The sequence below is a fragment of the Streptosporangium sp. NPDC049644 genome (assembly GCF_040675205.1).
In the GTDB taxonomy this organism is placed as follows: domain Bacteria; phylum Actinomycetota; class Actinomycetes; order Streptosporangiales; family Streptosporangiaceae; genus Streptosporangium; species Streptosporangium fukuiense.
This window is the reverse complement of sequence record NZ_JBFAOJ010000037.1, coordinates 25,536-39,722: the sequence shown is the minus strand read 5'-3', so window position 1 is coordinate 39,722 and position 14,187 is coordinate 25,536. Positions and strand designations below refer to the sequence as shown.

General features: G+C 70.4%; 13 protein-coding genes. 4 read left to right on the top strand and 9 right to left on the bottom strand.

What is annotated here, in order from left to right; translation table 11 throughout:
- Positions 1-10 precede the first annotated feature (10 nt).
- On the top strand, positions 11-1,861 hold the full coding sequence (locus AB0J58_RS21560) for an efflux RND transporter periplasmic adaptor subunit (RefSeq protein WP_364218095.1): 1,851 nt from the start codon (positions 11-13) through the stop codon (positions 1,859-1,861).
- 79 nt (positions 1,862-1,940) lie between these two features.
- Here AB0J58_RS21560 and AB0J58_RS21555 read toward each other — a convergent pair whose 3' ends face one another.
- The 4 genes from AB0J58_RS21555 to AB0J58_RS21540 all read right to left on the bottom strand — a co-directional run bounded on the left by AB0J58_RS21555 (position 1,941) and on the right by AB0J58_RS21540 (position 6,449).
- Positions 1,941-3,323 carry a HAMP domain-containing sensor histidine kinase gene (locus AB0J58_RS21555; RefSeq protein WP_364218157.1) on the bottom strand — a complete coding sequence of 461 codons (1,383 nt, stop codon included), beginning with the start codon at positions 3,321-3,323 and terminating at the stop codon, positions 1,941-1,943.
- Positions 3,323-4,054 (bottom strand): response regulator transcription factor, encoded by a 732-nt coding sequence (locus AB0J58_RS21550; protein ID WP_364218093.1) that lies wholly within the window; start codon positions 4,052-4,054, stop codon positions 3,323-3,325. The genes AB0J58_RS21555 and AB0J58_RS21550 overlap by 1 nt, the downstream gene beginning before the upstream one ends.
- Positions 4,055-4,064: 10 nt before the next feature.
- A complete protein-coding gene (gene lhgO / locus AB0J58_RS21545) occupies positions 4,065-5,255 on the bottom strand; it encodes an L-2-hydroxyglutarate oxidase (protein WP_364218091.1) in 1,191 nt (396 codons plus the stop codon).
- A 168-nt stretch (positions 5,256-5,423) separates the two neighbouring features.
- On the bottom strand, positions 5,424-6,449 hold the full coding sequence (locus AB0J58_RS21540) for an NAD-dependent epimerase/dehydratase family protein (protein ID WP_343980774.1): 1,026 nt from the start codon (positions 6,447-6,449) through the stop codon (positions 5,424-5,426).
- Positions 6,450-6,776: 327 nt separating this feature from the next.
- Between AB0J58_RS21540 and AB0J58_RS21535 the strand changes: the two genes are divergently transcribed.
- Positions 6,777-7,154, top strand: a complete 378-nt coding sequence (locus tag AB0J58_RS21535) for an STAS domain-containing protein (protein WP_343980777.1) — start codon at positions 6,777-6,779, stop codon at positions 7,152-7,154.
- A 31-nt stretch (positions 7,155-7,185) separates the two neighbouring features.
- Here AB0J58_RS21535 and AB0J58_RS21530 read toward each other — a convergent pair whose 3' ends face one another.
- Positions 7,186-8,295, bottom strand: a complete 1,110-nt coding sequence (locus AB0J58_RS21530) for a hypothetical protein (RefSeq protein WP_364218089.1) — start codon at positions 8,293-8,295, stop codon at positions 7,186-7,188.
- Between the two features lie 118 nt (positions 8,296-8,413).
- Here AB0J58_RS21530 and AB0J58_RS21525 point away from each other — a divergent pair, with 118 nt between their 5' ends.
- The gene (locus AB0J58_RS21525) at positions 8,414-9,382 is read left to right on the top strand and encodes an aldo/keto reductase (RefSeq protein ID WP_343980783.1); all 969 of its coding nucleotides are present in this window, start codon (positions 8,414-8,416) and stop codon (positions 9,380-9,382) included.
- 219 nt (positions 9,383-9,601) lie between these two features.
- Here AB0J58_RS21525 and thpR read toward each other — a convergent pair whose 3' ends face one another.
- The 4 genes from thpR to AB0J58_RS21505 all read right to left on the bottom strand — a co-directional run bounded on the left by thpR (position 9,602) and on the right by AB0J58_RS21505 (position 13,693).
- The gene (gene thpR / locus AB0J58_RS21520; RefSeq protein WP_364218087.1) at positions 9,602-10,174 is read right to left on the bottom strand and encodes an RNA 2',3'-cyclic phosphodiesterase; all 573 of its coding nucleotides are present in this window, start codon (positions 10,172-10,174) and stop codon (positions 9,602-9,604) included.
- Entirely contained in the window at positions 10,128-11,435 is a 1,308-nt protein-coding gene (locus AB0J58_RS21515; RefSeq protein ID WP_364218085.1) for an MFS transporter, read from the bottom strand. The genes thpR and AB0J58_RS21515 overlap by 47 nt, the downstream gene beginning before the upstream one ends.
- A gap of 143 nt (positions 11,436-11,578) precedes the next feature.
- Positions 11,579-12,040, bottom strand: coding sequence for a MarR family transcriptional regulator (locus AB0J58_RS21510; protein ID WP_343980792.1), 462 nt, complete (start codon positions 12,038-12,040; stop codon positions 11,579-11,581).
- A gap of 183 nt (positions 12,041-12,223) precedes the next feature.
- Positions 12,224-13,693 carry an NCS2 family permease gene (locus AB0J58_RS21505; RefSeq protein ID WP_364218083.1) on the bottom strand — a complete coding sequence of 490 codons (1,470 nt, stop codon included), beginning with the start codon at positions 13,691-13,693 and terminating at the stop codon, positions 12,224-12,226.
- A gap of 131 nt (positions 13,694-13,824) precedes the next feature.
- Here AB0J58_RS21505 and AB0J58_RS21500 point away from each other — a divergent pair, with 131 nt between their 5' ends.
- Positions 13,825-14,085 (top strand): DUF2530 domain-containing protein, encoded by a 261-nt coding sequence (locus tag AB0J58_RS21500; RefSeq protein ID WP_364218081.1) that lies wholly within the window; start codon positions 13,825-13,827, stop codon positions 14,083-14,085.
- The last annotated feature ends 102 nt before the right edge of the window (positions 14,086-14,187 follow it).

The following is a 14,187-nucleotide window of genomic DNA, read 5'->3' as shown; positions in this document are numbered from 1 at the left end:
ATTGTCCGCCATGAGACCGACCCATCTGTCGAAGAACCTGCGCGTGGGAGGGCTTGCCCTCGCCGCCCTCGTCCTGGTGGGCGCGGGCGCGGTCGTCGTGCTCGACGGCGGCTCCGACCAGGCCCCCCGGGTGGAGCTGGCCTCCGCCAGGCGCGGAACGGTGACCGCCGCGGTGTCGGCCGCGGGCAACACCGTGGACGACGGCACCCGGGACCTGGCCTTCGGCGGATCGGGAACGGTCACGAAGGTCTACGTCAAGGCCGGGGACAAGGTCGGCAAGGGAGATGTGCTCGCCAGGATCGGCTCCGCGCCCGCACGCGAGCGCTACGCCGCCGCGAAGGCGCAACTCGCGGCGGCCGAGGAGGCGCTGGAGGAGGCGGGAAGCACGACCGGAAGCACCGTGGGGGATGCGACGGTCGGAGCTCCCCAGCGGCAGCAGCCGACACAGAGCCGGACCGGGACCGACCGGTCCGATCCCACCGGGCAGACCGGATGCGAGCCCACCGCGACCCGGCCTCCGGAGGCGGGCGCCACCCCCACACCGACCAGGCCGAGCGCCCCGGCGCCCGAACCGACCGGAACGGAGCGGGAGGTACGGGTCGTCCCGGCCGCCGGTGTCGCACCCGCCGGATATCGCCTCATGACGGCACCGGTCACCCCGACGCCCGTACCCGACCCGGCGCGCTCCTCCACGCCGGCCGCCGCGCTCACCCGGACCTCGCCCGTGACGCCCACGGCCACCCCCACCCCGTCGGCGGCGGGACGGCCGGGGAGCGACTCTCCCCAGCCCGCCCCGACGGTCACCGTCACCGTGACGGCCGCTCCGACGGTGACGGTGACGGCCACCGCGACGGTCACCGTGACCGCGAGGCCGGACGGTGGCGGGCCGTCCGCGACCTCGGGGCCGGCGCCCACGGCCCGGCCCTCCGGCCCGACGACCGGCCCGGATGGGCCCGCGGGACCGACGGCCCACCCCGAGCCGACGGCCGCCCCCACCGGCACGGCCAGGCCGACGGCGACCGCCAGGCCCACCACGGTCAGGACGCCGACTCCCGGGTCCACCGGATGCCCCACCCAGAAGCCGGGCGCGACCACCGGCGCCGACGCCGGTGCGAACACGGGCGCGGGCCGGAACTCCGGGCAGGCCGCCAAGCAGGGCACCGCCCCGAGCACCGGGCAGAGCGGCGGCGCCGGGCGGGGGACGCTCAGCGTGGAGCAGGCCGAGGCCCGCGTGAAGCAGGCCCGGGCGGAGCTGACCGATGCCAGGGAGGAACTGGCGGGCGTGCGGATCGTCGCCCCCGCCGACGGCACCGTCATGTCCGTGGCCGGCGCGGTCGGCGACAGCGTGGGCACCGGGACGTTCCTCACCCTGGGAGACCTGGACGAGCTTCAGGTGGAGGCGCTGTTCACCGAGTCGGACATCGGCAGCCTGGAACCGGGCCAGCAGGCGGCGATCACCCTGGCCACCCGGCAGGGGGAGCGGTACACGGGCACCGTGACCGGCATCGCCCCCACCGCGACCACCACGGACCGCCTGGTGAGGTACGGCGTCACGATCGCGTTCGACGAGCCCCCGGCGGACCTCATGGTGGGCCAGACCGCCTCGGTCACCGTGACCGTCGCCAGGTCGGCGGAGGCTCTCTACGTCCCGGCCCAGGCGGTGCGGACCAGTGCGGGGGTCTCCCGGGTCACCGTGCAGGGCGGCGTCGAGCGGGTCGTGGAGACGGGCGTCCGGGGTGACCGGTACGTCGAGATCACCTCGGGGCTGACCGAGAACGACCGGGTGGTACTGCCCGGCAGCGCGGCCGGCGGGGAGTTCCCCGACAGCAGCTGGCCGGAGGCCGGCACCGGCGCCCTCTGAGCCCGGACGGCCACCGCCGGCACGGGAGCCATGGTGGGGTCGCCACACCCCGAACAGCCGGCGTCGGGCCGGACGGAGGTCAGTCGGACTCGGGGGCGAGGGGGAGGAGCACCCGGAACGTCGCCCCCTTGCCGACCTCCGAGTCCACGGCGACGCTGCCGCCGTGAGCCACCACCATCGCGGCCACGATGGCCAGGCCGAGCCCGCTCCCGCCGTCCTCGGGGGCGCGGCGGCCCCGGGCGGAGTCGACGCGGTAGAACCGCTCGAAGACGCGTTCGCGCTGCTCGGAGGTGAGGCCGGGCCCCTCGTCCGCGACCTCGATGACGGCCATCCCGTCATCGGCGGAGAGCACCACCCGCACGGGCGTCCGCTCGGGAGTGTGGGTGAGCGCGTTGGTCATGAGGTTGCCCACGACCTGGCGGAGCCGTACCTCGTCGCCGGAGACGATGAGCGCGGAACCGTCCACGGACAGCGTGACCTCGCGCTCAGGGGCGAGGATGCGGGCGTCGTGGACGGCATCGGCGGCGATGGCGAGCAGGTCGACCGGGCGCATGACCAGCGGCCGTTGCTGGTCCAGCCGGGCGAGCATCAGCAGGTCGTCGACGAGCAGGCCCATCCTGACCGCCTCGGACTCGACCCGGCGCATCAGCGGCGCGGCGTCGATTCCCGGTCCCTGCCGGTAGAACTCGGCGAACCCCCGGATCGAGGTCAGCGGTGTGCGGAGCTCGTGCGAGGCGTCCGCCACGAACCTTCGCATGCGCTCCTCCGACCTGCGCGCCGCGGACTCCGACTCCGAACGGGCCCGGAAGGCGGTCTCGATCTGGGCGAGCATGCCGTTGAGCGACTGGCCGAGGCGGCCCACCTCGGTGCGCGGGTCGGCATCGGGGACCCGGCGGCTCAGGTCTCCGGCGGCGATGGCCTGGGCGGTGCGCTCGATCTCCTCCAGCGGGCGCAGGCTCCTGCGTATGATCAACACCCCGGCCCCGGCGAGCATCAGCATCAGGCCCCCGCCGCCGAGCAGTTCCACCAGCGCGAGCTGGCCGACGATCTGCCGGACCTCGGCCATGTCGACGGCGACGACGAGGTTTCCGCCGTCGTTCAGCGAGACCGCACGGGCTCGCCAGTCGCCGCTGTCGAACGGCCGGTTGTCCTGGCCCTGAGGCACCGACGGTCCCGGTTTGCCCTCCACGTCGGCGCCGCTGTAGGCGTCGACGACCTTGCCGCTGGAGTCACGGAGCTCCAACCTCGCGTCGGGCGACAGCGGCCTGCCGATCGGCATGACCCCCCGGTTCATCCGGCGCAGCGCGGTGTCGACCGTAAGGTCGATCTGGGTGTCGACCCGGTCGATCAGGTAACCACTCATGATCGAGACACTGCCGAGCCCGATGAGGGTGAGCGCGATCATCAGCAGGGCCAGGATGACGGCGATCAGCTTCACCCGCAGCGGGGTCGCGTTGAGCATCACGGCGTCGGCGGCAGGCGCAACACGTATCCGACGCCGCGCAGCGTGTGGATCAGCCGCGGGTCCGTGTTGTCGATCTTGCGACGGAGCACGGATACGTAGGACTCCACGATCCCGACATCACCCCGGAAGTCGTAGTCCCACACGTGGTCGAGAATCTGGGCCTTGGACAGCACCCGCCCCGCGTTCGCCATGAAGTAGCGGAGCAGCTTGAACTCCGTGGGTGACAGCGCCACCGCCTTGCCCTTGCGCCACACCTCGTGGCTCTCCTCGTCGAGCTCGATGTCCGCGAAGTTGAGCCGGGGCTGCCGGGGGACGAGATCGCCGGAGCCGGTGCGGCGCAGCACCGCCCGGATCCGGGCCACGACCTCCTCCAGGCTGAACGGCTTGGTCACGTAGTCGTCCCCGCCCAGGGTCAACCCCCGGATCTTGTCCTCGGTGGCGTCGCGAGCGGTGAGGAAGACCACGGGGGTGTCGCTGCCGCCACCGCGCAGGCGCCGTACGACGTCGAAGCCGTCCATGTCCGGAAGCATCACGTCGAGCACAATGAGATCGGGCCGGTGCCGCTGGACGGCGGCGACGGCGTCCGTACCGTTGCCCGCCGTGTTGACGCCGAACCCGGCGAACCTCAGGCTCGCGGCCAGAAGCTCAAGGATGTTCGGCTCGTCCTCGACGATCAGCAGACGTGCCTCGGGTGAGTCGGTCACTGGTCTATTTTCACCGGCCCACATGAGAAAGCAGTTAACTGGTCAACACAGAGGCTAACCCCACAATATGTCTGGCAATGGCCAGGCTGGAGGTTGCCGCCGGGGAAGGGGCGTTGCGCACGAGGGCGACGCGGCCGTGCACGTCGATCGCGAAGTCGTCCAGCATGCCGCCGGAGGCGTCCACGGCCTGTGCGCGGACGCCGCCGGTGGTCCTGACGAGGTCGGCGGAGGTCAGGGCCGGGACGTAGCGGCGCGCGGCCCTCAGGAACGACCTCCTGCCCATCGAACCCGCCACCTCCCTGATGCCGGTCAGCCAGTGCCGGGCGGCCAGCCGCCGGGTGCCACGCCAGGCCAGAATCCGGCCCAGCTCCGCCAGGTCGACGTCCCGCCAGGAGTAGCCCTCCAGCGCCAGCGCCATGACCGCGTTGGGGCCGACCAGCACCTCGCCGTCGATCCTGCGGGTCAGGTGCACGCCGAGGAACGGGTAGCGGGGGTCGGGAACCGGGTAGACGAGCCCTCGGACCAGGTCCCTCGCCGCGCCGGCCAGCGCGTAGTACTCACCGCGAAAGGGGACGATCCGCACGTCCCCGGTGGCCTTGACCATCCGTGCGACGGTGTCGGTGCCGAGCCCGGCACAGACGATCAGCCGGTCGAAGCTCAGTGTCCGCTCCCCCGCCCGGACCTTCACCCCGCTCGCGGTCTCCCGTACCGCGCGCACCGGATGTGAGAGCAGCACCGATCCGCCGTTCTCCGCCACGTCCGCGGCCAGACGCCTGGCGACGGCCGGGAAGTCGGCGATCGCGGTGCGCGGGGAGTGCACGGCACCCGTGCCGACGGTGTGCGGCTCGATCTCCCGCAGGCCCAGCGCGTCCAGCTCGGCGATGCCGGGAACCCCGTTCGCGCGGGCCCGCTCGGCGATCCGCCGCAGCTCGGGCCGCTCGGCCGAGGTCGAGGCGACGACGAGCTTGCCGACCTCGTCGTAGGGAATGCGGTGCTCGGCGCAGTACTGCCGCAGCAGTGCCACCCCCTCACGGCAGAGCGTGGCCTTGAGCGAACCGGGCCGGTAGTAGATCCCGGCGTGGACGACGCCGCTGTTGTGCCCGGTCTGGTGGGCTCCTACGCGGTCCTCCTTGTCCAGCACCGTCACCCTGGCCCCGCGGGTCAGCGCCGCCTCCCTGGCGACGGCCAGACCGACGATCCCCGCACCGACGACCCCGACGTTCATCGCCGCCCCCCGTCCGCACCTCGACCCCGACACCCACCGCCGACGCCCACCCACGAACTGGCGACGGCCAGACCGACGATCCCCGCACCGACGACCCCGACGTCCATCGCCGACTCCTGACTGTGAGGTGGTCACCGCCGCCACCCCTGTCGCGTTGGAGGGATCGCGTTACCGCGTGACACTACCCGCCAGCCTGCCGACCTTGTCCAGACCGAGGTGCCCTTCCTGCGCCAGCCAGCGCAGCGAGTCGGTGACGGTCTCCTGGACCGGCCGCAACCCCACGCCGAGCGCCTCAAGGGTCGGGGTGTCGTACGCGCGGACCATCGTGACCATCATCTCGACGGCGTCCCTGGTCAGCGGGTAGTCGATCTCCTTGATCAGTTTCATCGCGTCGACCACGGCCGCCGCGCCGCGCAGCACCGACCGGTGGACCCGGAACCTCCGGCAGCGGTTCCCGGTCACCTCGTCGCAGACGTCGGCGAGCTGCGCCCAGGTGAGGTAGTGCCCGCCCAGCATGAATCGGCGAGGCCCCAGCCCCGGTTCGAGGCAGCGGGCGAGCACGAGGGCCAGATCCCGTACGTCGACGACGCCGACGCCGCCGGCGGTGATCGGCCACCCCTGTTCCAGCCCCGCGCGCAGCCCGTCCATCAGCGCGTCCAGCGAGGGCTGGTACGGTCCGGCGACCGCCGCCGGATAGACGATCGTGACCGGCATCCCCTGCTCCTGGAGCCGTCTGGCGTAGTGCTCTGCGGAGATCTTGCTCCTGCCGTACTCGTTCCTCGGCGTGGAGAGCGGGCTCTCGGTCGTGATCACCGGACCGGTCGGGGGCACGAAGACACCGATGCTCGAGATGTGCACGACCGGGTCGAGACCGAGTTCGACGGCCTGCCCGAGGACGTTCTTCGCTCCGGTCACATTCGTACCGGCCAGATCACCGGCACGGCCGATGACCCCGATTTCCGCGGCGGCGTGAATGACCGCGTCGCACTGTTCGAGCCCGTCCCGCACCGCCGCCGTATCGCGGATATCGGCCCTGTGCAGGGGAACCGGCTCCGTCACCCCGACACCGGCCAGCACTTCGCGCGTTCTCTCTGGATTGCGGATGAGAAGAAGCGGCTCGTGCCCGTCGGCGAGAAGCGCGGCGACCGCATGCGAACCGACGAAACCTGATGCCCCGGTTACCAGAACGCGCATCTTCGAAAGTTAGCGGCAATCCTCACCGGAAGAGAAGGGATAACCCCTCTGGTTCTTAACCATCATTGCCTATTGCCGGAAATCCATCCGGGACGGTTGAGGAATATTCGAATATGTCAGGGCAATAAATCTGGATGTGGTCATTCATCTTCGGTACGGGGTCATGTTCCGGACCGGCCGGCGGTACGGGAGACGAACGATGGTCCTCGCAGCCGTTACGCACATGTCTCCCGCCCGTCGCCCACCCCGGCGGTCCGGCGGGGTATACCTTGATCAGGTCGGACGACAGCCGAGACCGACAGCTTCACCGGGTGGAAATGCGAGGCGATGAGCAGAGAACTCTCCATCGGCGTCGACCACCACGAGCATGCCGGCTGCACCGTGATCAGCGTCGCGGGCGACATCGACCACAACTCCAGCGAACTGCTCAGGAAGACCATCGAGCGGCTGGTCTCCGAATGCCGCCCGCGGATCGTCATCGACGCCCAGAAGATCACTTTCTGCGATTCCACCGGACTGCGGGCGCTTCTCAGCGGCGCGCGCATGACCTCGGAGGCGGGCGGCTGGTTGCGGCTGGCCGAGGTTTCGGACGTCCTGGGACGTCTCCTGCAGATAACCGGGCTGTCCGCCTGGTTCCCCGTCGACGCCGACGTGGCGGCCTCCCTGACTCAGGCCGCCCCTCGCGACCTGCGACTTCCCGACTGAACCGGAAGCCTCCCCGGCCGGAGATCGCCGCTCAACGGGTGTTACGGGCGATCAGGGTGATGGTGCCCGTGGCGCCCGCGGCGATGGCCAGCCAGAGCAGCACGGCCGAGGTCGGCACGCCCGCGTCCTCGCCCGCGTCGTCCCGTTCGGCCTTCTTCCCGGCGACCGGCGTGGGGGCCGGTTCGGCGTCCGGCGTGGGGGCCGCCCGCCGCAGGGCGGTCGTGGGTTCCGGAGCCGCCTCGCGGAGAACCTCCTCGGGCAGCGGCACCTGGTAGACCGGGCTGCGCTTCCCCTCGCTACCGGTCAGCAGGTACCTGCCGTCACGCGTGTAGGCGATCGACTCGGCCTGATCCAGCTGCGGCATCGTCACCCGGGTGATCTGTTCGCCGGGAGCGCGGTAGACCGTGGCGGAGAAGTAGGTTCGGATCACGAAGCTCGACCCGTCGGGGGCGTAGGCGGCGTCGGTGGCCATGAGGGGCGCGGGACCGACCTTGCGGAGCACGTTGACCCTGTCGGTGCGCAGCCGTTTCGGTGCCTCGTAGACGGCGCCGGCGAACTGCTTGGTCACGATGTAGAGGCGCCCGGTGCGGGGGTTCACCATGACGCCCTCGGCGTTGTGCCCGCCGTCCTCGTAGCGGAAGCGGTAGCGCACGGCGGGGACGACGGCGTCGCTCAGCACCGTGGGCTCCGCGACCTTGTACACCGAGATGTCAGGCCAGGCCCCGTCGAAGTTGTCGCCGATGTCCGCGAACCAGAGCACCCCCCGGCCGGTCTTCTGGTCGACGGAGGCGGCCATGCCCTCCCAGTCGCGGGCCTCCGCCCCCCGCAGGGTGAAGGTCGCACGGGTCTGACCTTTGGGGCCGACCGCGTAGAAGACCGGCCCGGAGCCGCTGTCGTTGTGCGTGTAGTAGACGCCCTCGTGGGTCGGCGAGACCGCCAGCCCGCTCGACTCGCCGATCCGGCCGTCCTTGAAGCGAAAGAGGATCCGCTCCTCACCGTCCGCTCGCGTGCCCTGACCCGCGTCGGCCCATGCCGCCCGCCCACCGCCCGCCGGCGCGCTCTGCCCCGTGAAGGCCGTGGCCGCGGTCAGGCCGACCACCGCGAACGCGCGGACCAAGACTTCCCCCGGCTTACTCAGCATCCAGCCATCATGCCCCGGCGGAACCGGCGGACGTCACAGACGCGACGGAGGCGGCCGGCACGGATTTCCCCGCCGATCCTCTCGCCTGGAGTGCACTCCAGGTATTTAGGGTGGGCGCATGGAATACACGCAGCTTGGCCGTACCGGCCTGAAGGTCAGCCGCCTCTGCCTGGGCACGATGAACTTCGGCCCCTTGACCTCGGAGGACGACTCCTTCGCGATCATGGACCACGCCCATGAGCTGGGGATCAACTTCTTCGACACGGCCAACGTGTACGGCTGGAAGAAGGGCGAGGGCATCACCGAGAAGATCATCGGTCGATGGTTCGCCAAGGGAGGCGAGCGCCGCGAGAAGACGGTGATCGCCACGAAGCTCTACGGCGACATGGGCGACTGGCCCAACGAGGGCCGTCTGTCCGCGCTCAACATCCGGCGCGCCGCCGACGCGTCGCTGAAGCGGATGCAGACCGACTACATCGATCTCTACCAGGCACACCACATCGACCGGAGCACCCCGTTCGAGGAGTTCTGGGAGGCCATGGACATCCTCAAGCAGCAGGGCAAGATCCTGTACGTGGGGTCGTCCAACTTCGCGGGCTGGCACATCGCCAAGGCCCAGGAGAGCGCGCGGCGGCGCAACACTCTCGGCCTGGTCTCCGAGCAGTCCCACTACAACCTGATCGTCCGCGCCCCCGAGCTTGAGGTCATCCCGGCGGCCGAGGACTACGGCCTGGGCCTGATCCCGTGGAGCCCGCTCGCGGGCGGCCTGCTCGGCGGCATCCTCAAGAAGATCGACAAGGGCCGGTCGGCCTCGGAGCAGATCACCGCCCAGCTGGAGAAGCACCGCGACAAGATCGAGCGCTACGAGGCGTTCGCGGACGAGCTCGGTGTGGACCCGGCCAACCTCGCGCTGGCCTGGCTGCTCCACCAGAAGGTCGTCACCGCGCCGATCATCGGGCCGCGCACGCTCGACCAGCTCGACGGCACCGTCAAGGCGCTGGAGATCACGCTGGACGAGAAGGCCCTGGCCCGCCTGGACGAGATCTTCCCCGGCTTCAGGACGGCGCCGGAGGAGTACGCCTGGTAGGCCGTCGACGGGCGGCCGGCCTCCCGTCCCGCGGCTCTCGCCGTGGCCAGGCTCGGTCAGGGGCCTCTCGTGGGGCGTGAGAGGGGGCCGCGGTGCGGCGGGGCAGAAGATCCAGGGGACAGGGCCTAGGACACGAGTGCGCCGATCACCACGAGGAGCACGAGAAGCACGAGCACCGTGGGCAGCAGCCAGCGACGGGGACGATCCACGCCCTGGAGCCTAGCCCTGCCCACGAGGTGCCCGCGCCGCCAGGTCCCATTCCTCAACCGTTTCGTAGCGGACCTTGGCCCCGAGGTTGCTCCGTATCAGGTGCACCGTCCCCAGTTCCCACTCGGTGCCGGAGAACGGCCCGAACGCCTCGACCAGAGGACCGATGTCCGTCTCGGGACGGCACCTGGCCAGGCTCAGATGCGGGGTGAACCTCCGGTGCTCCGCCTGGCCGACTCCGGCGCGGCGCGCCCCGGCCGCCACGGAGTCGGCCAGGCGGCCCAGCCGGAGGCGGTCACCGCACAGCCCGGTCCAGAAGACCCGCGCCCTGCCCGCCGAGGGAAACGCGCCGGCGCCGGCGAAGGACAGTGTCATCGGGACGTGCCGCGCGGCCGCCCTGGCGAGCCGCGTCCGCAACTCGGGCAGCGCACGGTCGGGCACCTCCCCCAGGAACGACAGCGTCACATGCCAGTTCTCCGCGTCCAGCCAGCGCAGCCCCGGCCATCGCGCCAGGTGAGGTTCGAGGGCGCGGACGAGCTCATCGCGCGCCGGCGGTGGCGGCGGTAATCCCACGAACAGCCGCATGCGACCTCCTGCTGATCACCCTTGTCAGCATTGTCGCCGCAGCGGCGCCGATCAGAGTGAGCACCCCGCCGATCACGACTCCGGTACGCACCCCGCCCAGCTCGGAGATCCAGCCGAGCAGCGGCGCACCGAGGGGGGCTCCCCCGGTGAACACCAGCACGTAGATCCCCATCACCCGGCCGCGCATCTCCGGCGAGGTGGCCAGCTGCACGCCGGCGTTGGCCGCGGTGTTTATCGAGATCAGCGCGACGCCGGCGGGCACGAGCAGGATCAGGTAGAGCGGATACCAGGGCGCCAGGCCGCTGGCGATCTGGAACAGGCCGAACGCGACGGCTCCACCGACCAGCAGGCGCCTGCTCGGCCTGACCCGCCGCGCCGCCATCAGCGCTCCCGCCAGCGCCCCGATCGCGAACATGCTGGAGGCGAGCCCGAACGAGGAGGCGCCGGCCCCGAAGGTCTCGCGCGCCATCAGCGCTATCGACATCGAGAACGACTGGGTGAACATCGAGACGAAGGCGATCAGCAGGATCGGCATGAGCAGCTCGGGCCGCGCCATCACGTAGCGCAGGCCCTCGCGAAGCTGCCCCTTGGCCCTCGGCACCGGTTCGGGGGTGGTCAGCTGGGAGGTGCGCATCAGCAGCAGCCCGCTGAGCACCGCGGCGAACGACACGAAATTGATCAGGAAGATCGGGCCGGTGCCCCCCAGCGCGTGGATCAGGACACCCGCGGCGGCCGGGCCGACCACCCGGGCCAGGTTGAAGCTCGACGAGTTCAGCGCGATCGCGTTGGACAGGTCCTTGCGGCCGACCATCTCGACGACGAACGCCTGCCGGGTCGGCACCTCGACACAGGCGATGAGGCCGAGCGTGAAGGCCATCACGTAGACCTGCCAGACCTGGGCCGAGCCGGTCACGGTGAGCACACCCATGGTGAGCGCGAGCAGGCCCATCAGCGACTGGCAGACGATCAGCAGCAACCGCTTGGGATAGCGGTCGGCGAGCATGCCGCCCCAGAGTCCGAACAGCAGCAGCGGCAGGAACTGCAGCGCGACGGTCAGGCCCAGCGCGGCGGCGTTGCCCTTCGTCAGGTCGAGCACCAGCCAATCCTGCGCGGTGCGCTGCATCCAGGTGCCGACGTTGGAGACCACGCCTCCGGCCGCGAACAGCCGGTAGTTGTAGACGCGGAGCGACCGGAACATCCCGTCCCGCGTCTCGGGCACGACCTGGGCCGATCCACTCTCGGTGGCCTGGAGCTCGTTCACCGCGGCGGCCCTCGCGGCCCGCCGCCGCACCCGCGCCCTCAGTCCGAGTCTTCCTCCGGGCCTTCTTCCGGACTTTCCGCCTGGCACGGCGGACGCCCCGGCGTCACACGGGACCGCCGGGGCCCCGGGTTCCTCGGGGTCGGCTAGATCCGGCTGAGCTTCTCCAGTATCAGGGCCGCCTGCCTGAGCGTCGCCTTCTCCTCGGGTGTCAGCTCCTTCAGCTGCCGCGTCAGCCATGCCTCCTTGAGGCGGCGCTCCTCCTTCAGCAGCGCCGACCCCTGGCCGGTCACGCTCACGGTCACCTGGCGTCGGTCGGTCGGGTGCGGCGTACGCGACACCAGCTCCCGCTCGACCAGCACGGCGATCACGCGGGTCATCGAGGGCGGCTGCACCTTCTCTAGATCGGCCAATTCTCCGGGGGTTATCCCGGAATGCCGTTCCACGGCGGCGAGCGTCGCGAGCTGGGTGGGCGTCAGCGAGTGCACCGCGGCCTGCCTGCGCAGGCGCCTGTTCAGTCGTGCCAGTGACACGCGCAGGGACGAAGCCAGACCGGCGTCGCTTCGCAGGATCGCGACGTGGTCCTTCCTGGGATGATTCGTTATCATAAGTCATTACCTTTGCTAACTATATACGACCGCACGTGATTCCCTCCAACGGGTTTCCTGCCGGGGGCGGGCCGGACGATCAGGGGCTCGCCAATCCTGGCGTGAAGCAGCCGCCCCCGACACGCGAAAGCCGCCACGGCGACCGATGAGGATCGAGCACCGTGACGGCTTCCGCGCGGCTTCTCAGCCCAGGCCGAACAGGACCTTGATCGGGCCGAGGGCGAAGTAGACGGCGAACAGCGCCGCGACGATCCACATCAGCGCGTGCAGTTCGCGGGCCTTGCCCTTGATCAGCTTGATCAGCACGAAGGTGACGAAACCCGCGCCGATACCGGTGGCGATCGAGTACGTGAACGGCATCAGGACGATCGTCAGGAACGCCGGGATGGCGATCTCGTAGTCGGTGAAGTCGATCTCGCGGATCGAGGTCATCATCAGGAAGCCGACCACGACCAGGGCGGGGGCGGCGGCCTCGTAGGGGACGACCGCGACGAGCGGCGAGAAGAAGATCGCCAGCAGGAACAGGACACCGGTGACGACGCTGGCGAGGCCGGTGCGCGCCCCCTCGCCGACACCCGCGGCCGACTCGATGTAGGTCGTGTTGGAGGAGACGGAGGCCGCGCCTCCGGCCGCCGCGCCGATCGAGTCGACGAGGAGGATCTCCCGGGTCCTGGGCAGGGTGCCGTCCTCCTTGACCAGCCCGGCCTGCCCGCCGACGCCCACGATCGTGCCCATGGTGTCGAAGAAGTCGGTGATCAGCAGGGTGAAGACGAGCAGCAGGGCCACGATGACCGAGACCGAGCCGAAGGCGCCGATCGGGTCGAACTCCGCGAACAGCACCAGCGGGTTGTGGAACCCGAAGATCTCCTTGGGCATCTCCGGAACGACGAGCTGCCAGCCCGCCGGGTTGGGGTCCTGGCCCGGCACCGTCGCGGCACCGACCTTGGTGACGGCCTGGACGATGATCGCGAGAACCGTCGTGGCGATGATGCCGATCAGGATGGCGCCCTTCGTCTTGCGCGCCACCAGCACCACCATCAGCAGCAGGCCGACCACGAAGACGAAGATCGGCCAGCTGGCCAGCGAACCCGCGATGCCGAGCTCCAGCGGCGGTCCCGCGGCCACGCGGCGGACGAAGCCCGAGTCCACGAAGCCGATCAGGGCGATGAACAGGCCGATACCGACGCTGATCGCGGTCTTGAGCTGAGGTGGGATGGCGTTGAACACGGCGGTGCGGAACCCGGTCAGCACCAGGAGCCCGATGATCACACCTTCCAGGAACACCAGGCCCATCGCCGACTCCCAGGACATCTGCGAGGCGATGCCGAAGGTCACGAAGGCGTTCAGGCCGAGTCCCGCGGCCATCGCGAAGGGGACCTTGCCGATGACCCCCATCAGAATGCTGAGCACTCCCGCCACAAAGGCGGTACCGGCCGCGACGAGCGGGACGTTGGGCACACTCCCGTCGCCGATGAACTGGCCCTCGACGTCCGGGACGGTAGCGATGATCAGAGGGTTGAGCACGACGATGTAGGCCATCGTGAAGAACGTGGCGAGACCGCCGCGCACCTCCCGGCCCACGGAGGAGCCCCGGTCGGAGATGTGGAAGAAACGGTCAAGTCCACTTATTTGGGAGGTTTTACTATCTTTCACTCACGCAGAGTGACAGCGAGTCCCCCTTCCGGGAAGACCTGGTCGCCGATGGTGATGGTTTCGAGATGGATTCGCGCTTTGACGTAATCCGTTTTGCGAACCCTGCGACCCCGTCGCCTAGTCTGGAGCGCGTGAACCAGCCACGCCTCCCGGATCTGCAGCCGTTGAAGACCAACGACAAGCTCACGATCCTCACGGGTACGGGTCTGTGGGCCGTCGCCCTGGTCGTCCTCCTGGTCGTGCAGCCGGACCCCGAGCACCGCTGGTGGATCTGGATGTGCGTGTCGGGCATCTGCGGCGGCCTCTTCGGCCTCTGGTTCGTACGCCGCCGCGACCGCCGCCCCCCGCCCCCGTCCGAGGGTCCGATCGAACCCACCACGGCGATCTTCTGAGCCGCTCGACCGCCCCCGTCCCGGCCACGCCCGTACCGGCCACGCCCGCGCCGATCCCGGCAGCGTGCCCGGAACCGGCGCGAGCGTGACCCGACGCTCGCG